The following is a 20,114-nucleotide window of genomic DNA, read 5'->3' as shown; positions in this document are numbered from 1 at the left end:
TTAGTAGCCTTGATTCTGCTTCAGATTGGGGTTGGCTACCAAGTCCGTCGTAGGAATCGGGAACAGAACGCGGGTAGGGGCCACACCCTGACCGGCAGCGGTCTTCCTATCCTGGCTGCCTTTGAAGGGCCACACATACGTACTGCTGGTGTACAGGCCGAAGCGAATCAAGTCGGTACGGCGGTGCCCTTCCCAATACAGCTCCCGGGCCCGCTCATCGAGAATATCCTGGAGTGTGAGCGAGGCCAGCGGGGTAGCCTGGGCGCGGGTACGAATCGCATTTACCAGTTGCAGCGCCTTATTCGGGTCGCCGCCGGTGCCGCCACGCAATACAGCTTCCGCGTACATCAACTGCACATCCGACAGGCGGAACATTGGGAAGTCGGTATCAACGAAGTCGCCGGAACCTTTGAAGGACTTGTCGTCGGATCCGGGAACACCGGTCGAGGTTACGTTTTTGAACTTGGTAACGGCGTAGCCCTGCGTGAAGCTGAAGATGTCGTTGATTTCCTTGGTCTGGCCCGCCTTGTAAAAGGTGTTGCGGGTATCCGACGCACTGGGGAACAGGTCCACCAGGTTTGGCTTGGCCCGGTTGCCGCCCCAGCCCCCGTTCACGCCAAAATCAGTGGCGGGCATAGAGCCGCCAATGGCTGCGTGAATGATGAAGGGCATACCGCCGAAGGTTTTGGTGAAACGGCCGTCGAACGTGACCGGGAATATAATCTCGTTGCGAGCCTGCGTCTTGTCGTTATCGGCCAAGAACAGCAAGCGGTACTCGGGAGCCAGAGTATAGCCCGCTTTGAGCACTTTATCGGCATACGTGATGGCATCGGTATAGCGGGAGGTGCCGGCTACGCCGGGCGCGCTGGTATATACTTCCGCGTTCAGATACAGCTTGGTTTGCAGCGTCCAGCAGGTGCCTTTGTCTACGCGGGCATACACGGCCCGCGAATCCATCAGGGAGCCTTCAATGTCTTTCAGCTCGCTCTCCACATACTTGAAAAGGTCGGCCCGCGACTTTTGCTTCGCCAGACTGCCGCCTACTTCCGAGGTTTCATCGGCAAACGGAACATTGCCGAACATATCCAGGGCGTGGTAGTAAGACAGTGCCCGCAGGAAGCGAGCTTCGGCCCGGTACTGCCGGATAACTCCGAGGCTGGCCTCCGGGATGCCCCGGCTGCTGAGCTTCTCGTCGCTGGTCTGGCGGATGAATTCGTTGCAGAGCGCAACCTGATAGAAAATCCGGTCATACATGGCCCGCACAAACTCGTTGTTGGCGTTCCAGGTCAGTGTGTTATAATCGGGCAGGTTGCCATCATTCCAGGCAATGATGGCTTCGTCGGTGGTCACTTCCTGCGCAAACCAGAGCTGGCGGAGGTAGTTTGAGAAGCCTTCATCGATACCGGAAATATCGGGCTGGCCGGCCGGGCCCTGCTGGCCGCTCACGGCCAGAGTGGCGTAGAGGCGGGTGAGTGCCTGCTGAATCAGAGCCGGGTCGCGGTAGATTACCTCGGCATTGGCACTATAAGAGGGAATCTGGTCGAGCTCCTTGGTGCAGGAGGTCGTGAGGGCGGGCACCAGCGCGGCCGCTAAGGCCCACATGCCCAGAGTACGTTTGAAGTTAAGCATGACGAGTGGGTTTTTGCGGGTTAGAAGCCGAAGTTGAGGCCCAGGGTGTAGGTGCGCGGACGCGGATAGATAGTGTTGTCGATGCCGGAAGAAACTTCCGGATCCAGCCCCTTATACTTGGTGATAAGGAACAGATTCTGAACCGCAAACGAGACGTTAATGTTCGCTTTTTCGCTCAGCGCGTTGCCAATATTATAGCCCAGCGTTACGTTTTCCATGCGCAGGAACGAAGCGTTTTCCAGGAAGTAGTCGGAGAGCAATACCTGCGTGGCAGTCGAGTTGAAGCCGGAGGACAGCTGCTCATCCGAGACGTTGTTCAGGAAGTTGGTGGCATTGGGCGTGAAGGCGCTCTGCGAGCGGACGTTGTTGTACACATACTGCCCGATGTTGGAGCGCATCGTGAAGGCCAGCGAGGCCTTGCCGTAGGTCGTGTTGGCCCCAAAGCCCAGTACGGCATCAGGCCGCGACGACTTGTAGCGGTAGCGGTCGGAGCCGTTGATGGTGCCATCGGCTTTCAGGTCGGCCACGGCATTCTGAATTGGCCGTCCTTCGCTGTTGTAGAGCTGCTTATAGAGGTAGAAAGAACCGGCTGCGTAGCCGACCGAGTTGATCTGGGCGTTGTTACCTACGCCGCCAGCTATACCACCGGTTTCCTGCCCGATGAAATCAGGGCTATCCACGATGGTGAGCTTGGTGATGCGGTTGCGGTTGAAGGTAGCGTTGGCGTTCAGCGTAAGGCCGAACTTCTCGCCCCGCACGGCTTCCAGATTGGTCGTGAATTCAACGCCTTTGTTGGTCAGCGAGCCTACGTTGAGGAAACCGGCGTTGGTCGTGTTCGAAAGTGCCGCTACGTTGGAGAAGAACAGCAAGTCTTTGGTGTCGCGCTGGTACACATCCACGGAACCCGTGATGCGGCTATCCAGGAAGCCGAAGTCCAGACCCGCGTTGTAGGTGGTCGTGGTTTCCCAGGTCAGGCCTGGGTTGTAGAAGCCCGGCCGCAGGGTAGGGTAGAAAAGTGGGTTGCCGGCTCCGTCGAAGCCAAACTGGTACTGCGACGTGTTGGTGCTGAGCGTAGAAACCGGCAAATAGCTGGAGTTATTTCCGATGTCCTGCTGACCCGTCTGGCCCACGCCCAGACGCAGCTTGAGGTCAGAAACTGCCGTTGAGCTTTTCAGGAAATCTTCGCCCTTCACGCGCCAGGCGAAAGCACCCGAGGGGAAATAGCCCGTGCGCTGGCCCTTGGCGAAGTTGGAAGTCTGATCGATTCGGAACGTACCGGTGAACAGGTAGCGGTCTTTGATGTTGTAGTTGGCCCGCGAGTAGTAGGAGAGCAGCACGCGCGTATCCAGCGTCTGGTCCTTGTCGTCGAAGGTGCGCGAAAACGGCGTGAATACCGAACCATCCTCGCGGCGGTCGTCGAAGCGGTACTGGCGGTTCTGGAATTTCTGGAACGAATAACCGCCCAGAATGTCGAAGCGCTGGCCCAGAACGTCACCCTGGTACTTCGCATAGGTTTCCAGAATGGTGTTGTTCAGATCCTGGCGGTAGTTGTTGTTCACGCCCTGGCGGTTGAATGCCGAGGCGGCGCTGGTCGGTACGAACGTAGTGCCAGCTCCGCGCTGCACATCGTAGCCCAGGTTCAGGTTGGCGCTGAGGCCCGTCAGGAAGGGTAGCTTGTAGTCGAGCATCACGTTGCCAATGCTGCGCTTCACCGTGCTCCGGTCGCGGCGCTGGTTGATGAGGCTGACCGGGTTGCGCGGCGAGAGGGTATTGAGGGAGCCATCGGTGCCGAAGGCCTCATAGTAGCCGCCGAAGGGAGCATACTTGGGGTCGTCGGAGCGGATGGGCTGGGTCGGATCGAACGAAACGGCGTTGCCTACCGCACCTTGGTCAGAGAAGTTGTTGTCGATCCAGGTGCCCTTCACGTTCAGATCAACGCGCAGATTGTCGTTGAGCAGCATCGGAGTGATGCCAACCGATCCGCTGTAACGCTTCAGGTCGTTATTCTTCAGCAAGCCCTGCTGGGTCAGATAGCCGGTCGAAACGCGGAAAGGAACCTTGCCGGCCGAGCCCAGCACGCTCAGGTTGTTGTCGGAGGTGAAGGCATTGCGGTAGATTTCCTTCTGCCAGTCGGTGTTGGCCGTGCCCAACAGGCCTTTCTGCTGGTCGTTGCCTGCCCGGTTTACCAGAGCCCGAAACTCGTCGGCCGTGAGCACCGGAACGTATTTGGCCACCGTAGCAATAGATTGCTGCGTTGCGAAATTCACCCGCAACTCCTCGCCCTGAACGCCCTTCTTGGTCGTTACGATAATTACGCCGTTCGAAGCCCGTACGCCGTAGATGGCAGTCGAAGAAGCGTCTTTCAGTACCGTAATGCTCTCAATATCATTAGGATTGATGAGCGTGAGCGGGTTGCCGGTGCCAGCAATGCCCGTATTGTCGACCGGTACACCGTCAATCACGATCAGCGGCTGATTGGAGGCCGACAGCGACGAGCCGCCACGGATCAGGATTTGTGAGCCGGCACCAGGGGCACCGCCATTGGTCGTAATCTGGATACCGGCTACTTTGCCCTGCACCAGCTGCTCAGGGTTGGTTACCTGGCCTTTCACAAACTGCTTGGAAGTTACCTGCTCCACGGCTCCAGTCAGGTCCTGCCGGCGCTGCGTGCCGTAGCCCACCACCACGGCCTCGCTGAGGAGCGTAGTGTTTTCGGCCAGCGAAATTTCCGCCACGGCCGTGTTCTGGCCGGCCGTCACGTTGATGTTTTGCCGCGACGTGTTGTATCCCACATAGGAGATAACCAGCGTGTGCGGACCGGCGGGCACGTTCTGTATGTTGTACGTGCCGTCGGTGTTGGTGGAGCTGCCCAGTGTGCTGCCATCAATGATGACGGTAGCACCCGGCACGCCTTCTTTTTTCTCGTCCAAGACACGGCCACTCACGGAGCCTGTTTGAGCGAAAGCGCTGGTAAAGCCCGCGCAGACGAACAGTAGCAGAAACAGTAGTTTCGCCAGGTAATGGTGTTTCATTGAAAATGGGTTAAATGTGGGAATTGGTTGCCGAGTGGGCCGGCGGTGAAAGAACCCCAAAACAGGAAGAGAAAAGACAAAATCAGCTTCCGGGTAAAACCTGATTTTTTGCTGCTTTCCTCGCTGTTTCACGATGCCTGATGCGTTAATAAACTGCGAAAGATAAAGTTTTAAAAACCACAATACCAAGATGCCTCCAATTAGCAATAAAAATAGTTTTAAGCCTATTTTTATCGGGAAAACTTCATCTTGCTGCAACCCTCATGCTTGCAGGGTTTTAGCTGGTTGAATGGCGCTGAAAAGTAGTTGCAATAGCTGGAGTTACTGTTTACGGATTTGCCGCTGGAAGTTAGTGCGTAGTCACCAACCGACTTACGATTTTGAGGGCGTTTCAGATCCACTATCTTAAAAATGTTCTATAACTATCCGGTAAATATGGGCGTTTGCCAGCCAGGAGCCGGGGCGAGTGTTTGCTGGAAACTGCGCACTATTTTTGGCTCTGGAAGCTGGCCGTACGGCCTGCCCGGCGGTAGGGTGGGGCTTCAGTCGGAAAGCTGCGGCGCGATGAGGAAGCAGAAATGCGCAGATTTTGTCGCCTCGCCAGCAGAAGTCACTACTTTGCCGGACATTTGACCAGGAAAAAAGAGAAGAAACCCCGCTAGAAAAACAACCTTCCTGCCGGGGGTGAGTACCGCCCCACTAACTCCGCAACTCCCATCAGATATCCTCATGAAAAGAACTGCCTTACTTATTCTCCTGAGCTTGCTCGGCGTACTTGGAGCCCAGGCCCAGCTGACGCTCAAACTCACCAGCATTCCGGCCAACACGCCGGCTGGCGCGGTGCTCTACGTGGCGGGCTCCTTCAATAGCTGGAACCCCGGCAGCGCGGCCCACGCCCTCACCAAAAACGCCGACGGCACCTACCAGATTACGCTGCCGCAGGCCACCGGCACCATCGAGTATAAGTTCACGCGCGGCAGCTGGGCCGCGGTGGAAACCAATGCCACCAACGGCCCGGTGCCCAACCGCAGCCACACCTACACTGCCGGCCCGGCCACGGTGACGCATACGGTGCTGAACTGGGAAGACCTGGGCGGCGGCAGCAGCTGCCAGAGCACCGCCGTGCAGCCCAACGTGCAGATATTGAGCGCCAGCTTCGTTATACCCCAGCTGGGCCGCACCCGCCGCGTGTGGCTCTACCTGCCCACCGACTACGCTACCAGCACCCGCCGCTACCCCGTGCTGTATATGCACGACGGCCAAAACGTGTTTGATGCCTGCACCAGCTTCTCGGGCGAGTGGGGCGTAGATGAAACTTTAAAGCAACTCCAGCAGCAGGGCCTCGATGCCACCGGCAGCATTGTGGTGGCCATCGACAATGGCGGCGGGGAGCGGCTGAACGAGTATTCGCCCTGGAGCAACCCCCAGTACGGCGGCGGCCAGGGCGACCAGTACGTAGATTTTCTGGTCCAGACGCTGAAGCCGTATATCGATACCAACTACCGCACCCTCACCGGCCGCGAGTACACCGGCATTGCCGGCAGCAGCATGGGCGGCCTTATCTCGACCTACGCGGCACTGAAATACCCGGCTGTGTTCGGCAAAGTGGGCGTGTTTTCGCCGGCGTTCTGGTTTGCCCAGCAGCCGCTGTTTCAGTACGTGCGGCAGCACCCGGCCAACCCCGATACGCGGTTTTACTTCGTGAGCGGCACCCAGGAAAGCCAGACGATGGTGCCGCTGATGCAGGCCATGCGCGACTCGCTGCAGCGCGGTGGGGTACCGGCCGCCAACCTGAGCTACAACCCCCGCACCGACGGCCAGCACGCCGAATGGTTCTGGAAGCGGGAGTTTGCGGCCGCCTACCAATGGCTGTATGCCCCGGCCGGCCCCACGGCCACCAAAGGCAGCCGGCCAGCCCTGGCCTTCAGCGCCTACCCCAATCCGGCCAAAAATGCGCTGACCGTGCAGCTGCCCGCCACCGTGAAGGAGGCTCGGCTCGAAGTGCTGGACTCGGCCGGCCGGGGCGTGCTGAAAAGCAAGGTGTACGCGGGCCAGACAGTCGATGTGAGCCGGCTGGCGAAAGGCACGTATTTCCTGCGCCTGACGGCTGGCAAGCAGGTGGGCACCCAGTCGCTGCTGAAGGAGTAGCGGCGGGCGCTGCCTGCTGCGGCCGGACTGGTGCTGCGAAAATGGAAGCCAAAGTCGCCGGCTGTTGCAAGCCTTGCAACGAAAAAGCACGATTTTGCTTGCACAGCCAGAAACCGAATCTATCTTTGCAGCGTTAAAGCCGCACAATACGTCGGCAACGACCTTCTCCATGACCTTTCAAAACCTGCAGCAAGCCTGGTGGTGGCCTCTCCGAAACTCCGGACGGGAAAGCCTGTGCGTGCGGTAAGGTGTTGTCATAACCTTCGCATTCAACTTACAAGCAAAGCCCGGCCGCCCGCCGGGCTTTTTTGTTTTCCGGCCGGCGCTTCCTCTCAGCCTTTTCTCAGCCATCTGCCAGCCCAGCCCCGATTTTTATGACTGCTCTGCCACCCATCCAGCTCAAAACCCGCCACATGCGCCTGCTCGCCGATACGGTGACGCCCGTGGGCCTCTACCTGCGCCTGCGCGACCGGTACGACAACTGCCTGCTGCTGGAAAGCTCCGACTACCACGGCCAGCAAAACGCCTTCAGCTACCTGGCCTTCGACCCATTGGCCCGCTTCCAGGTGAGCCGCGGTGAGCTGCAGCTGACGCTGCCCAATGGCACCGTAAACACCGAAACGCTGGCCGCGCCGCGCTTGGCGCTGCAGCGCCTGCAGGAATTCGCCGACAGCTTCCAGACCGAGAAAAGCGAGTTCGACTTCATCACCGGCGGCTTGTTCGGCTACATCGGCTACGAGGGCGTGCAGTATTTCGAAGACCTGACGCTGAACGAGCAGAAGCAGGCGGCCGGCGAAATTCCGGAGATGCTGTACGGCACCTACCGCTACGTTATTGCCATCAACCACTTCCGCAACGAGCTGTTCGTGTTTGAGCACACCCTCGCCGACGAGCCCACCGACCACGACGGCCTGCGCACGCTGGTGAATCTGATTCGCAACCCCGTGGTGCCGGAGTTTGGCTTCGGGCTGGCGGGGGAGGAGACGACCAACTTCACCGATGAGGAGTTTCTGAAGGTGCTGGCCAGCGGGCAGCAGCACTGCCGCCGGGGTGATGTGTTCCAGATTGTGCTGTCGCGGCGGTTTCAGCAGGGGTTTGTGGGCGATGAGTTCAACGTGTACCGGGCCTTGCGCTCCATCAATCCATCGCCGTACCTGTTCTATTTCGACTACGGCAACTTTAAGATCTTCGGTTCCTCGCCCGAAACCCAACTGCTGATAAAGGGCCGCGAAGCCAGCCTGTTCCCCATTGCCGGTACCTTCCGCCGCACCGGCCACGATGCCGAGGATGCTGCCCTGGCCCAGAAGCTGGCCGACGACCCCAAGGAAAACGCCGAGCACGTGATGCTGGTAGACCTGGCCCGCAACGACTTGGCCCGCCACGGCGACAACGTGCGGGTGAAAACCTTCCGCGAAATCCAGTTCTATTCCCACGTCATTCACCTCGTGAGTGAGGTAAACGCCACGCTGGCCCCCGAAGCCAACTCCCTGCAGGTGGTGGCCGATACGTTCCCGGCCGGCACGCTTTCCGGGGCCCCCAAGCACCGCGCCATGCAGCTCATCGACCAACTGGAGCCCACCGGCCGCGGCTACTACGGCGGCTGCCTGGGTCACCTGGGCTTCAACGGCGACTTCAACCACGCCATCATGATTCGCTCTTTCCTAAGCACGGCCGGCCAGCTCTACTACCAGGCCGGCGCCGGCGTAGTGGCCGCTTCCGATATCAACTCGGAGCTGAATGAGGTGCACCATAAGCTGGCCGCGCTGCGCAAGGCGCTGAAGGAAGCGGAGCGGGTGGGAGAGAAGCTGACCGCCGCGGTTTAGGAAGAACGGTCATTCCGAGCGCAGCCGAGGAATCTCGCATGCTGACTCAGGATTACTAATCAGACATCAGCATGCGAGATTCCTCGACTGCGCTCGGAATGACAAATGCCAACTTACAAACTATGAAAATCCTCGTTCTCGACAACTACGACTCCTTCACCTACAACCTCGTGCAGCTGCTGCGCGAGCTGGGGCATGGCGCTTCGACCACCGTAGTGCGCAACGATAAAATCAGCCTCGACGACATTGAGGCCTACGATGCCATTCTGCTGTCGCCCGGCCCGGGTGTGCCCTCAGAAGCGGGGCTGATGCCGGCGGTGATTCGGCGCTACGCGCCTGCCAAGCGGATGCTGGGCGTGTGTCTGGGCCACCAGGGCATTGCCGAAAGCTTCGGCGGCGTGCTGTATAATCTGCCGCAGGTGCTGCACGGGCTGGCCACCGAGGCCCGCGTAGTGGCCCCTGACAAGCTGTTCGACGGGCTGCCCGAAACCTTCAATGTGGGCCGCTACCACTCCTGGAGCGTGCGGCCCGAATCGGTGCCGGCGGCGCTGGAAGTAACGGCCGTGGATGCCGACGGCCAGGTGCTGGCCTTCCGCCACCGCGAATTTGACGTGCGCGGCGTGCAGTTTCACCCCGAATCCATTCTGACCGAGCACGGCCACCAGATGCTGCGCAACTGGCTGGAAGGGTAGGGCCACTAGAACGTCAGTTCCCCTCCTTTTTTCAAATTCCGCGCATCAAGCGGCGTGGGTGCCCGAAGGGCGGGGTGGTTCGGCGTTGTTTGGTTGAACGATGCTACCGCTTTAATGTGTCATCCTGAGCTTGCGAAGGACATTGCCACGCAAGTGCAAATCGTTCAACTGGCACAAGGTCCTTCGCTTTGCTCAGGATGACAGACGGTTTTACTGGCACCCATTAACGTTCAACCAAACAACATCAGCAACGAGTCAACCACCCCAGCCGCGCCTTTGGCGCGGCGTCCCCTCCTCATCTGAGGAGGGGAGCTTCGTTCCAGACTTCTTTCAAATCACCACTCCTTGAAACAATTCCTCGCCCCCCTTTTCGACCAGCAAACCCTGACCCAGGCGCAGGCGCACGAAGCCCTGTCGTTGCTGGGGCAGGGGGCGGCCAACCCGGCCGAAACCGCCGCGTTTCTGGCCGTGTACCGGATGCGGCCCATCACGGTCCCCGAGCTGGCCGGCTTCCGCGACGCGCTGCTCGACCTGTGCCGTGACCCCGAGCTGGGCACCCGCGACCTGCTCGACATTGTGGGCACCGGCGGCGACGGCAAAGACACGTTCAACATCTCCACGCTGGCCTGCTTCGTGGTGGCGGGGGCGGGGTATAAGGTGGCCAAGCACGGCAATATCGGCGTGTCGTCTATCTGCGGGTCTTCCAATATTCTGGCCCACTTCGGCTATGATTTTGAGGCGTCGTCGGACCAATTGCGGCGGCAGCTGGAGGCGGCCAATATCTGCTTTCTGCACGCGCCGGCCTTCCATCCGGCCATGCGCCACGCGGGGCCGGTGCGGCGGGAGCTGGGCGTGCGCACGTTTTTCAACATTCTGGGGCCGCTGGTGAATCCGGCCCGGCCTATGGCCCAGCTGGCGGGCGTGTTCAGCCTCGAATTGCTGCGCCTCTACCACTATCTGTTTCAGCAAACCGACACCCGCTACGCCGTGGTGCATGCCCTGGATGGCTACGACGAATTGTCGCTGACCGGTGCCGCCAAGGTGGTTTCGGCGGCGCGGGGCGAGCAGCTGCTGCTGCCCGCCGATATGGGTTTGCCCGCTTACCGTGCCAAAGAACTGGCCGGCGGCGACACCATTGCCGAGTCGGCGGCGTTGTTCCGCAGCGTGCTGGACGGCCGCGCCACCGCCGCCCAGCGCGACGTGGTGACGGCCAATGCGGCCCTGGGCATCCAGTGCGTGCGGCCGGCGCTGTCGTTTGCCGAAGCCCTGGCCGAGGCCCGCGAGTCGCTGGACTCGGGCCGGGCGCGGGAGGCGCTGCGCAACATGCTGGCGGCGTAGGAAGTGTGACAAAAAACAGCACTGGGCTACATCGTGTCACACGTCAGCTTGTGACAAAAATCCTGCAAAGTCAAAGCGTGTCACAAAAAGCAGTGTGACACGAAAAGGACCAAAGTCAAAAGTTGTCACATTCATTGCCTCGCCAAATCTTTTTACCCAACCACGCGGTTGGCTTCTCACCTTGCTTTTCTGCCCTCACGGCCTTGTGGCCCTTCGCTTTCCTTCTACTATGAGCACCCTGAGCACCCCCACTATTCTCGATAAAATCATTGCCCACAAGCGCCGCGAGGTGGCCGAGCGCCAGGGCCTGGTGCCGGCCAAGCTGCTGGAGCGCAGCCTGAGCTTCGGGAGCCAGCCGCTGAGTTTGCGCAAGTACTTGCAGCGCGCCGACCTGAGCGGCATCATTGCCGAGTTCAAGCGCAAATCGCCCAGCAAGGGCATTATCAATGCCCACGCGCCGGTGGAGCGCACCACGCTGGGCTACATGCAGGCCGGGGCATCGGCGCTGTCGGTGCTGACGGATACGGAATTTTTCGGCGGTAAAAACGAGGATCTGACCATCGCGCGCCGCTTCAATTTCTGCCCTATTCTGCGCAAGGATTTCGTGATTGACGAGTACCAGATTCTGGAGGCCAAAAGTATTGGGGCTGATGCCGTGCTGCTGATTGCGGCGGTGCTCTCGGGCGAGGAAGTGCTGCGGCTGGGCCGGCTGGCCAAAAGCCTGGGTCTGGAAGTGCTGCTCGAAATCCACAGCGCCGGGGAGCTGGAGAAAACCCTGCACCCCGACGCGGTGAGTCTGGTCGGCGTGAACAATCGGAACCTGCACGACTTCTCCGTCAGCCTTGATACCTCCGGCGAGCTGGCCCAACGCATCCCGAATGAGTATGTGAAGGTGACCGAAAGCGGCCTGACTACCGCCGCCGACATCAAGGCGCTGCGGGCCGTGGGCTACCAGGGCTTCCTGATCGGCGAAACCTTCATGCGCCACTCGCGCCCCGAAAAAGCCTGCGCCGCGCTGGTGCAGCAACTCTTTTAATTCTGGATTGTGAATTATGAATTGCGAAGCTGGCGGAAGTCCATTCCGCTACGCTCTATGTAAGATTTCCGCCAGCCTCCAACTCACCATTCACTACTCATTATGAAGCCAATGATGCTGAAAGTATGCGGTATGAAATACGCCGACAACATTGCGGAAGTAGCCGGCCTCGAACCGGATTTCATGGGCTTCATCTTCTATTCTCGCTCGGCGCGGTATGTGGGCGACGCGCTGGATGCCCGGCTGTTGCAAAGCCTGCCGCCGCGCATTCGCAAAGTGGGCGTGTTCGTGGATGAAACGCTGGACTACATGCGCGAGCAAATAATCCGCTACAGCCTGGATATGGCGCAGCTGCATGGCTGCGAAACCCCGGCGCAGTGCGCCGCGCTGCAGGCGGTAGGGGTGCCCGTCATCAAGGCCTTTGGCGTCGATGCCGCGTTTTCATTGGCCCAGCTGGAACCCTACGTGCCGCATTGCACTTATTTTCTCTTCGATACCAAAGGCCCGCAGCCCGGTGGCAACGGCGCCCTGTTCGACTGGAGCCTGCTGCGCGACTACCAGCTGCCGGTGCCCTACCTGCTGGCCGGCGGCCTGGGCCTGGAGCACGCCGAGCAGCTACAGCGCCTGCAGCTACGTGGTTTGCGGGGCCTGGATCTGAACAGCCGCTTTGAGGCGGCGCCGGCGGTAAAAGACGTTGCCAAGTTGCGCCAACTGTTCCGCCTGCTGCGCCAGCCGGCGGCCAGCGCGGCCAGCTGAGCTCCGTTTTTCTTTCCTCTGAAAAAAACAACTTTATGCCGACGCTAACCAGCACTTCCCCCATTTACGCCCCCAACGCCCGCGGCTACTACGGCGAGTTTGGCGGCGCTTTCATTCCCGAAATGCTCTACCCGAATGTGGAGGAGCTGCGCGATAATTACCTGAAAATCTTGGCCGACCCCGATTTTCAGCGCGAATACCAGCTGCTGCTGCGCGACTACGTGGGCCGGCCCACGCCGCTGTTTGAGGCCAAGCGCCTGTCGCAGAAATACAACACGCGCATCTACCTCAAGCGCGAAGACCTCTGCCACACCGGGGCGCACAAGGTAAACAACACCGTGGGCCAGATTCTGCTGGCCCGGCGGCTGGGCAAAACGCGCATCATTGCCGAAACCGGTGCCGGCCAGCACGGCGTGGCCACGGCCACCGTGTGCGCCCTGATGGGCATGGAGTGCATCGTGTATATGGGCTCCGTAGACATGGAGCGGCAGCGGCCCAACGTGGAGCGCATGCGCCTGCTCGGCGCCGAGGTGCGCCCCGCCACCAGCGGCAGCCAGACCCTGAAAGACGCCACCAACGAAGCCATCCGCGACTGGATCAGCAACCCGGTGGATACGCACTATATTATCGGCTCGGTGGTGGGCCCGCACCCGTACCCCGATTTGGTGGCGCGGCTGCAGTCCATTATCAGTGAGGAAATGCGGAAGCAGCTGCTGGAAAAAACCGGCTCCGAGCTGCCGAACTACGTGGTGGCCTGCGTAGGCGGCGGCTCCAACGCGGCCGGCGCGTTCTACCACTTCCTCGACGAGCCTTCGGTGCAGCTGGTGGCCGTAGAAGCCGCCGGCCACGGCATCAACTCGGGCCACTCGGCGGCCACGTCGGTGCTGGGCAAGCCCGGCATCATTCACGGCTCCCGCACGCTGCTGATGCAGGACGAGGATGGGCAGATTACGGAGCCCTACTCGCTGAGCGCGGGCCTCGACTACCCCGGCATCGGGCCGCTGCACGCGTTTCTGGGGTCCTCGGGCCGGGCGCGGTTTATCAGCATCGAAGATGAAGATGCGTTGCGGGCCGTGGCTGAGTGTAGCCGCCTGGAAGGCATCATTCCGGCCCTGGAAACGGCCCACGCCCTGGCGGCGCTGGGCCAGCTCGGAGCCGGGCCGGATGAGGTAGTTGTCATCAACCTCTCCGGCCGCGGCGACAAGGATCTGGACACTTATATGAAATACGCTGACCAGTTGAAGTAATTTTTCGCGCAGTGTCTCGCAGTGGAAAGCCGCAGTGTTTCGCGGTGGCCGTTCACTGCGAAACACTGCGCTATCCACTGCGAGACACTGCGCGAAATCACCGCATGAACCGAATCAAAAACGCCTTCGACAAAAAGCAGAAAAACCTGCTCAACATTTACTTCACCGCCGGCTACCCCGCGCTGGAGTCCACTGTGCCCATCCTCCAGGCCCTCACTGCCGCCGGCGCCGACCTGATCGAAATCGGGATGCCCTTCTCTGACCCATTGGCCGATGGCCCCGTGATTCAGCAGAGCAGCACCGCCGCGCTGGCCAACGGCATGAACCTGCGGGTGCTGTTCCGGCAGCTGCAGAATATCCGCGCCACGGTGCCCGATACCCCAATTCTGCTCATGGGCTACCTGAACCCGGTGATGCAGTTCGGGGTGGAAAACTTCTGCCGCGAAGCCGCCGCTGTGGGCGTGGATGGCATCATCCTGCCCGACCTGCCGCTCGATGATTACGTGGCCGAGTACCAGGAAATATTCCGCCGCCACAACCTGCGCCCGGTGTTCCTCATCACGCCCCAAACCGCCCCCGAGCGCATCCGCCGCATCGACGAGCTGACCGAGTCGTTCCTGTATTTAGTCTCGGGCCCCGGCACTACGGGCGGCGCCAACACCCAGGCCGAAGGCGTGCAGGATGCCTATTTCCAGCGCATCGAGAATATGCAGCTGCGGAATCCGCGCCTCATCGGCTTCGGCATCGGCGACAAAGCTTCGTTCCAACACGCCTGCCAATACGCCGAGGGTGCCATCATCGGTTCGGCTTTAATCCGCGCTTTGGATGGGGCGCAGGATGCCCCGGCCGCCGCTGCCCGCTTTGTTTCTTCTGTACTCCACTAATTCTTTCTCGCAGAGGTCCGCAGAGGTTTCGCGGAGGTTAAATGCAGGGCCTCCCTTTACCTCTGCGCATCCCTCTGCGAACCTCTGCGAGAAAACTACCCCCGAACATGATAATCCAACTCGACCCCAATATCACCGCCGCCAACAAGGCCGCCATCGAAGCCCGCATTCAGGAGCTGAAATACAAGGCTACGGAGGTAACCACCCAACGCGCCCACTACCTAGTAGCCATCGGCAAGGCCGACATCGACCTGCGCACCATCGGCCAGCTGCCCGGTATCCTCGACATCCACCGCGTCTCCGACGACTACAAGCTGGTGAGCCGCAAGTGGCGCGTGCGCCCCACCGTCCTCGACCTCGGCGACGGGGTGCGCATCGGCGAGGGCAGCCTCACGCTGGCCGCCGGTCCGTGCAGCATCGAGAGCGAAAAGCAGATGGAGCTGATTATGGACCACCTCGTGGCAAACGACGTGCGCATTATGCGCGGGGGCGTGTTCAAACCCCGCTCGTCGCCCTACGCGTTTCGCGGGCTGGGCATGGAGGGGCTGAAGGATTTTCACCGCATGGCCCGGGCCCGCGGCATCAAAATCGTGACGGAGGTGATGCAGGTGTCGCAGGTGGAGGAGATGCACGACTACGTGGACGTGTTTCAGGTGGGTGCCCGCAATACCCAGAACTTCAACCTGCTGGATGCCCTGGGCGGCGTAGATAAGCCCGTGATGATCAAGCGCGGCATTTCGGGTACTATTGAGGAATTGCTGTCGTCGGCGGAATACGTGTTTTCGGGCGGCAACGAGAAGCTGATTCTCTGTGAGCGGGGCATCCGTACCTTTGAAACTGCGTCGCGCAATACGTTGGACCTGAATGCAGTGCCTATTCTGAAGGAGAAAACCCACCTGCCCGTTATCGTGGATCCTTCGCACGGTATCGGCATCCGCGAGTACGTACCCACTATGGCCCTGGCGGGCCTCATGGCCGGCGCCGACGGCATCATCTACGAAGCCCACGAAAAGCCCGAAGAAGCCGCTTCCGATGGGGCTCAGACCCTGAACTTTGAAGAATCGGCGCGGCTGATCCGCAATCTGCGCAAGGTGTATAAGCTGCGCGAGGAGCTGGAGTAAAACCCCGTCAACCCCGACCCCTCCCCAACCCCTCCCCAAAAGGGAGGGGCTCTAGCTTTAGCTTTCTACCGTTTAGATTCTACTGCTAGAGCCCCTCCCTTTTGGGGAGGGGTTGGGGAGGGGTCAGTCGGGAGGGGTTACTACCTTACCGCCATGTTCTTCGGCTTCAACGTGTATAGTGGCCTGCTGCTGCCGTTTTTCGTGCAGGGCATGGTGGTGAGTGGGGTATTATGGGTGCGTCGGCGACGCGAAGAGGCCGCAGCCGATGGCTGGCTGGCCCTGTTGCTCCTGCTTTTCACCATGCGGCTGGCGCAGTGGATGCTGGGCTTTGGCGGCTGGTATGATGCGCACGATGCCCGCACCACCTTTATGTTCTACTGGCCCTTCAGCAACTGGCTGGCGGTGGGGCCGGCGCTGTATTTCTACTTCCGCAGCCTCACCAACCAGGAATTCCGGCTGCAACGGCGGCAATGGCTACATTTCGCGCCAGCCCTGGCCTGGGCAATCTGGTTGCTGCTGCTGTTCAGCTACGATATTGGCTGGTGGCATGGCGTGCGGGGCCTGCCGCTGCCAGAGCACTTCGGCACCAAAGGCCCGCTGGCCGCCTGGGCCGACCAGCAGCCCATCGGCTTTTGGGTCGATACGCTGGGCTACCTCTCGGTGCTGACCTACGCCGTGCGCACCCTGCGCGAGTACCGCGCCTACGCCCGCTACCTCAATGACAACTTCTCCGCCACCGACCAGATCCGGTTTCGGTGGCTGCGCAACGTGCTGGTGGCCGTGCTGGTCGGCACGGGCATCACGCTCATTTTTGGCCTCATCAATACGTTCATTAGTGCCCTGAGCTACTACGAAGCCTGGTACGACTACCTATTCACGGGCCTGCTGATCTACTACCTGAGCATCGCCGGCCTGCTCACCGGCCACCGCCTTGCCGGCCTGCGTTTCCAGCCCGCCCCCGAAATTGCGGACCGCCCGCAAGCGCAAGAGGCCCCTGCGTTTCTGGAATCTGTTGCCGCTGCTATTCCTGTGCCCGCGGTGCCGCCCACTCCCGAAACCAGCGCGCCCGAAAAAACGACCGCCTCCGTAGCCGGCGAAGCGGAAGCAGTGGAGCCGGCAGCTATTGCTGCCCCGGAAGCGTCGGCTGAGCTGGCCCGCTGGACCACGCGCCTGCTGCGCCACCTCGAAACCGAGCGCCCCTACCTGGCCCCGGAGCTGACGCTGGGCGAGCTGGCTGCCCAGTTGCGCACCAATACTTCCTGGCTTTCCAGGGTCATCAACACCGGCTGCGGGCAGAATTTCAACGACTTCATTAATGAGTACCGGGTGCGCGAAGCCGAGCAGCGCCTGCGCGACCCGCGCTTCCGGCACTACACGCTGCTGGCCGTGGCGCTGGAAGCGGGGTTCAATTCCAAATCTACCTTCAATCGAGTCTTCAAAAAGCTGCGCGGCAGCACGCCCAGCCAAGTGGCCCGCGAAGGATAAGCAAACAGCGGGTGCCAAAGTATATATCAGGACGTCTCAGGCTGTAAATCGGGGCGTTTAGGGGGCCTGGGTCCTGTTCCTTTGGGTCATTGTTCCACTTCAACCCTTCTGCCATGCGTACCTTATTTCGTTTCCGCCCCGCCACCGCGCTGCTCACCTTCGCGGCCTTGCTTATGCTTGCTACGGCGTGCTGGGCCGGTCTTACTTCACAATTGCTGATTGAGCCCGGCAAGCAGTTTGTGCTGGGCGGCGGCCAGCCTGGCGCGTTCAAAGTAGAAGCCCGCAACGTGGGCAAAGTTTCCGTCGAAATAAAGGAGCGGCCGCGGGGTGGTGGCATCTTCGGCAAAGCCACGCTGGCTCCCGGAGCCCGGGGCACGCTACGCTTCATGGCCGGCTCCACGGCCGTGCTGCTCAATCCTTCAACTGAGCAGGCTAAACTCAACCTCAAAATCACGGGCGACACCAACCTGAGCATGACCTACGAGCCCAACGGCAAGCTGTAGCAAACCCGCCGGCTTAGAGAATTGCGCAAGAAGCACTTTAAAGCCGCAGAGCGGCGGCAGATTTGTAGCGATTACACGAGGGAAAAAACCAAAGCCGCGTAGCGGTGACAGAACCGTTTGAGCATTTCTGTCACCGCTACGCGGCTTTATTCCTGGTTTCTTGTCGATTACTACAAACCTGCCGCCGCGCTGCGGCTGTTTCGGTTTGTGGGTTTCTACTATTGAGCTGATTGGCTGATTGCTGCGACTGAAATTTCAAATCAGGTTATTTTTAAGGGGTGCTATCCTTAGTGAATGCCCACAAAAGCCGAAAGTGTTCTTCGAAATGATGGGGGTATCTGATATTACATGAATGTTAAGAAAGAAACAGCCTGAAAAAAATACGCTTTGTCAGCATACAACATATCTTATCCATTTTCTATATTTGCCTTTGTCATGATGAACCAATCCGCGAAATGCTTCTGCCTAACCAATATTCGTCCCGTGCCGGACGAAGTCGGGTTGCGTTGCCATTCCGGAAAGTAAGTAGCCATGCTACCAAACTTCTGAAATCACACCGAAAGCCCGACTCCTCCCAGGAGCCGGGCTTTTTTTTATGCCCCCGGTCATGTTACAGCAAGACTACACGCGCTACACTGCGCAGGACCAGTTGGTCTGGAAGGTATTATTTGACCGCCAGACGGCGCTGCTGCACAAGCGGGCCGCCTCGGCTTTCGGGCAAGGGCTGGCCAAAATCGGCTTCCACCGCAATGCCATTCCCGATTTCCAAGAAACCAGCGCCCGGCTGCAAAAAGCTACCGGCTGGCAGCTGGAGCCCGTGTTGGGCATGCTCAACGATGCCGAATTCTTCGGCCTGCTGGCTCAGCGCAAGTTTCCCGCCACGGTCTGGATCCGGAGCATGGCCCAGTTCGACTTCATCGAGGAGCCCGACCTGTTCCACGGCGTATTCGGCCACGTGCCGCTGCTGATGGACAAGGCATTTGCCGATTTCCTGCACTTCCTGGGCCACGTAGCCGCCCAGCACCTCGACGATGCCCCGGCGCTGGCCCGCCTGGAGCGGCTCTACGGCTTCACGGTGCAGTTTGGCTTGGTACAGGAAAAGGGCGAAACCCGCCTCTACGGCGCAGGTTTGCTCTCTTCCTCGGGCGAAATCCACCACTTCCTCGCCGACGCAACCCGGCGGCAGCCCTTCGACCTGGCCACTGTGCTGCACACGCCCTACAGCGAGCAGCATCTGCAGGAGCAGTATTTCGTGCTCAACAGTTGGGAGCAGCTCACCGAAAGCGTAGCCGAGCTGGCCGCCCTGCTGTCAAGCGGCTGGGAGCAGGTGGTGGAGTTGTGAAGTGGTAAAAAAACGCCTGTCATCCTGAGCAAAGCGAAGGACCTTATCAGGTTAGAACGAGTCGTCACAAAGATGGTCGTTCTAACCTGATAAGGTCCTTCGCTTTGCTCAGGATGACAAGCAGTTTGTCTCAATCAGCAGGTCGGTAGAGCAAATTCTAGCCTGCCGAGGCTATAAATTAAGACTTCAGCTTCAGGCTTTTGCGCAGGTAGTCCAGCGCCAGGGCATGGGCCTGAGCCGAGAACTCCTTGCTGTATTTGGGGTTCGAGGGGTTGGCAAAGGCGTGGTCGGCATCAAAGCTCTTGATGGTCACCTTCTTCTTGGCCGCTGCCATGTCCTTCTGGAACTGCGCCGCTACTTCGGGGCTGATCCACTTATCCTGCGAAGCAAAAATGCCCAGCACGTCCGTGTTCAGGGTCTTGAGCTTGGCTACGCTTTTCTCCGGCATGCCATAGTACATCACGCAGCCCGCGGCCTTGGGCCCGGCCAGCAGGGCCGTCTGCAGGCTCCAGCCGCCCCCGAAGCACCAGCCGATGCTGGCTACTTTAGCATTCGGCCCGGCGTGCAGCAAGGCACCTTTGATGATGGCTTCGGCCCGCTCCGTTTTCACGGCCTGCATGTATTTGCCGGCTTCGTCGGCGGTGGTAGCTACCTGCCCATCATAGAGGTCGAGGGCAATGATGTTGACGCCCTTCAACTCCTTGGCATAAGTAGCGGCTTCCTTCTTGATGTAATCGTTCAGCCCCCACCACTCGTGGATGATGAACAGATACTTATCGGAGCGCACGTTGCTCTTAATTTCAAACGCCTTGCCGGTCTGGCCGTCGGTGGTTTTGAACTCAATCATCTGACCCTGCCCCTCGTAGGCGTAGGGCAGGGGCGCGTCGTGGCCGCCGGAGAAGTCTTCGTTGGTAGCCAGCATGGCAAAGGCTTCGGTGGCATTGGCCGTGGTGGCGGGCTTGGCGCAGCAACTGAGCTTGGTTTGGGCCGAAGCCATAGTGGCCACGCTCAATAGCGCAGCGCAGAGGGTCCAAAGTTTTTTCATGAGGCAAGAGAGAAGTTGATGTAGGAAAAGGGA

Annotated in this window: 15 protein-coding genes; 12 read left to right on the top strand and 3 right to left on the bottom strand. The window is 60.0% G+C overall.

The annotated features are described in order from the left end of the window. Together BUB62_RS06980 and BUB62_RS06975 are read right to left on the bottom strand one after the other, a co-directional pair. Positions 1–1,629, bottom strand: a complete 1,629-nt coding sequence (locus BUB62_RS06980) for a RagB/SusD family nutrient uptake outer membrane protein (RefSeq protein ID WP_073107921.1) — start codon at positions 1,627–1,629, stop codon at positions 1–3. A gap of 20 nt (positions 1,630–1,649) precedes the next feature. Next, positions 1,650–4,661, bottom strand: coding sequence for a SusC/RagA family TonB-linked outer membrane protein (locus BUB62_RS06975; RefSeq protein WP_073107918.1), 3,012 nt, complete (start codon positions 4,659–4,661; stop codon positions 1,650–1,652). Between the two features lie 729 nt (positions 4,662–5,390). Here BUB62_RS06975 and BUB62_RS06970 point away from each other — a divergent pair. From BUB62_RS06970 to BUB62_RS06915, 12 genes are all read left to right on the top strand, one after another. Continuing rightward, positions 5,391–6,809 (top strand): alpha/beta hydrolase-fold protein, encoded by a 1,419-nt coding sequence (locus BUB62_RS06970; protein ID WP_084538888.1) that lies wholly within the window; start codon positions 5,391–5,393, stop codon positions 6,807–6,809. 374 nt (positions 6,810–7,183) lie between these two features. Further along, complete coding sequence (locus BUB62_RS06965) at positions 7,184–8,632, top strand: anthranilate synthase component I family protein (protein WP_073107914.1); 1,449 nt, start codon at positions 7,184–7,186, stop codon at positions 8,630–8,632. Positions 8,633–8,754: 122 nt separating this feature from the next. Then, complete coding sequence (locus BUB62_RS06960; RefSeq protein WP_073107913.1) at positions 8,755–9,324, top strand: anthranilate synthase component II; 570 nt, start codon at positions 8,755–8,757, stop codon at positions 9,322–9,324. Between the two features lie 345 nt (positions 9,325–9,669). After that, entirely contained in the window at positions 9,670–10,662 is a 993-nt protein-coding gene (gene trpD / locus BUB62_RS06955; protein WP_073107911.1) for an anthranilate phosphoribosyltransferase, read from the top strand. A gap of 229 nt (positions 10,663–10,891) precedes the next feature. Then, a complete protein-coding gene (gene trpC, locus BUB62_RS06950) occupies positions 10,892–11,698 on the top strand; it encodes an indole-3-glycerol phosphate synthase TrpC (protein WP_073107909.1) in 807 nt (268 codons plus the stop codon). Positions 11,699–11,830: 132 nt separating this feature from the next. Then, positions 11,831–12,454, top strand: coding sequence for a phosphoribosylanthranilate isomerase (locus BUB62_RS06945; protein ID WP_159437417.1), 624 nt, complete (start codon positions 11,831–11,833; stop codon positions 12,452–12,454). A 35-nt stretch (positions 12,455–12,489) separates the two neighbouring features. Next, on the top strand, positions 12,490–13,701 hold the full coding sequence (gene trpB, locus BUB62_RS06940; RefSeq protein ID WP_073107908.1) for a tryptophan synthase subunit beta: 1,212 nt from the start codon (positions 12,490–12,492) through the stop codon (positions 13,699–13,701). Between the two features lie 104 nt (positions 13,702–13,805). After that, the gene (trpA, locus tag BUB62_RS06935) at positions 13,806–14,585 is read left to right on the top strand and encodes a tryptophan synthase subunit alpha (RefSeq protein ID WP_073107905.1); all 780 of its coding nucleotides are present in this window, start codon (positions 13,806–13,808) and stop codon (positions 14,583–14,585) included. Between the two features lie 107 nt (positions 14,586–14,692). Then, the gene (aroF, locus tag BUB62_RS06930; protein WP_073107904.1) at positions 14,693–15,706 is read left to right on the top strand and encodes a 3-deoxy-7-phosphoheptulonate synthase; all 1,014 of its coding nucleotides are present in this window, start codon (positions 14,693–14,695) and stop codon (positions 15,704–15,706) included. Positions 15,707–15,859: 153 nt separating this feature from the next. Next, positions 15,860–17,191 (top strand): helix-turn-helix domain-containing protein, encoded by a 1,332-nt coding sequence (locus BUB62_RS06925; protein WP_073107902.1) that lies wholly within the window; start codon positions 15,860–15,862, stop codon positions 17,189–17,191. Positions 17,192–17,304: 113 nt separating this feature from the next. Beyond that, positions 17,305–17,694 (top strand): hypothetical protein, encoded by a 390-nt coding sequence (locus tag BUB62_RS06920; RefSeq protein WP_143164065.1) that lies wholly within the window; start codon positions 17,305–17,307, stop codon positions 17,692–17,694. A 607-nt stretch (positions 17,695–18,301) separates the two neighbouring features. Then, positions 18,302–19,036 (top strand): phenylalanine 4-monooxygenase, encoded by a 735-nt coding sequence (locus BUB62_RS06915; protein ID WP_234988647.1) that lies wholly within the window; start codon positions 18,302–18,304, stop codon positions 19,034–19,036. Between the two features lie 178 nt (positions 19,037–19,214). Here the strand turns inward: BUB62_RS06915 and BUB62_RS06910 are convergent, their stop codons facing one another. After that, complete coding sequence (locus BUB62_RS06910; RefSeq protein ID WP_073107896.1) at positions 19,215–20,081, bottom strand: dienelactone hydrolase family protein; 867 nt, start codon at positions 20,079–20,081, stop codon at positions 19,215–19,217. Between the last annotated feature and the right edge of the window lie 33 nt (positions 20,082–20,114).

The sequence above is a fragment of the Hymenobacter daecheongensis DSM 21074 genome, from assembly GCF_900141805.1.
GTDB lineage: Bacteria > Bacteroidota > Bacteroidia > Cytophagales > Hymenobacteraceae > Hymenobacter > Hymenobacter daecheongensis.
The sequence above is the reverse complement of the archived record's forward strand: the minus strand, read 5'-3'. Positions and strand labels throughout refer to the sequence as shown.

Coding starts and splice junctions, on each gene's coding strand:
- BUB62_RS06915 (WP_234988647.1), top strand. CDS start 18,302: ATGTTACAGCAAGACTACACGCGCTACACTGCGCAGGACCAGTTGGTC.
- BUB62_RS06910 (WP_073107896.1), bottom strand. CDS start 20,081: ATGAAAAAACTTTGGACCCTCTGCGCTGCGCTATTGAGCGTGGCCACT.
- BUB62_RS06920 (WP_143164065.1), top strand. CDS start 17,305: ATGCGTACCTTATTTCGTTTCCGCCCCGCCACCGCGCTGCTCACCTTC.
- trpA (WP_073107905.1), top strand. CDS start 13,806: ATGAACCGAATCAAAAACGCCTTCGACAAAAAGCAGAAAAACCTGCTC.
- BUB62_RS06925 (WP_073107902.1), top strand. CDS start 15,860: ATGTTCTTCGGCTTCAACGTGTATAGTGGCCTGCTGCTGCCGTTTTTC.
- BUB62_RS06975 (WP_073107918.1), bottom strand. CDS start 4,661: ATGAAACACCATTACCTGGCGAAACTACTGTTTCTGCTACTGTTCGTC.
- BUB62_RS06960 (WP_073107913.1), top strand. CDS start 8,755: ATGAAAATCCTCGTTCTCGACAACTACGACTCCTTCACCTACAACCTC.
- BUB62_RS06945 (WP_159437417.1), top strand. CDS start 11,831: ATGAAATACGCCGACAACATTGCGGAAGTAGCCGGCCTCGAACCGGAT.
- BUB62_RS06965 (WP_073107914.1), top strand. CDS start 7,184: ATGACTGCTCTGCCACCCATCCAGCTCAAAACCCGCCACATGCGCCTG.
- BUB62_RS06980 (WP_073107921.1), bottom strand. CDS start 1,629: ATGCTTAACTTCAAACGTACTCTGGGCATGTGGGCCTTAGCGGCCGCG.
- aroF (WP_073107904.1), top strand. CDS start 14,693: ATGATAATCCAACTCGACCCCAATATCACCGCCGCCAACAAGGCCGCC.
- BUB62_RS06970 (WP_084538888.1), top strand. CDS start 5,391: ATGAAAAGAACTGCCTTACTTATTCTCCTGAGCTTGCTCGGCGTACTT.
- trpB (WP_073107908.1), top strand. CDS start 12,490: ATGCCGACGCTAACCAGCACTTCCCCCATTTACGCCCCCAACGCCCGC.
- trpC (WP_073107909.1), top strand. CDS start 10,892: ATGAGCACCCTGAGCACCCCCACTATTCTCGATAAAATCATTGCCCAC.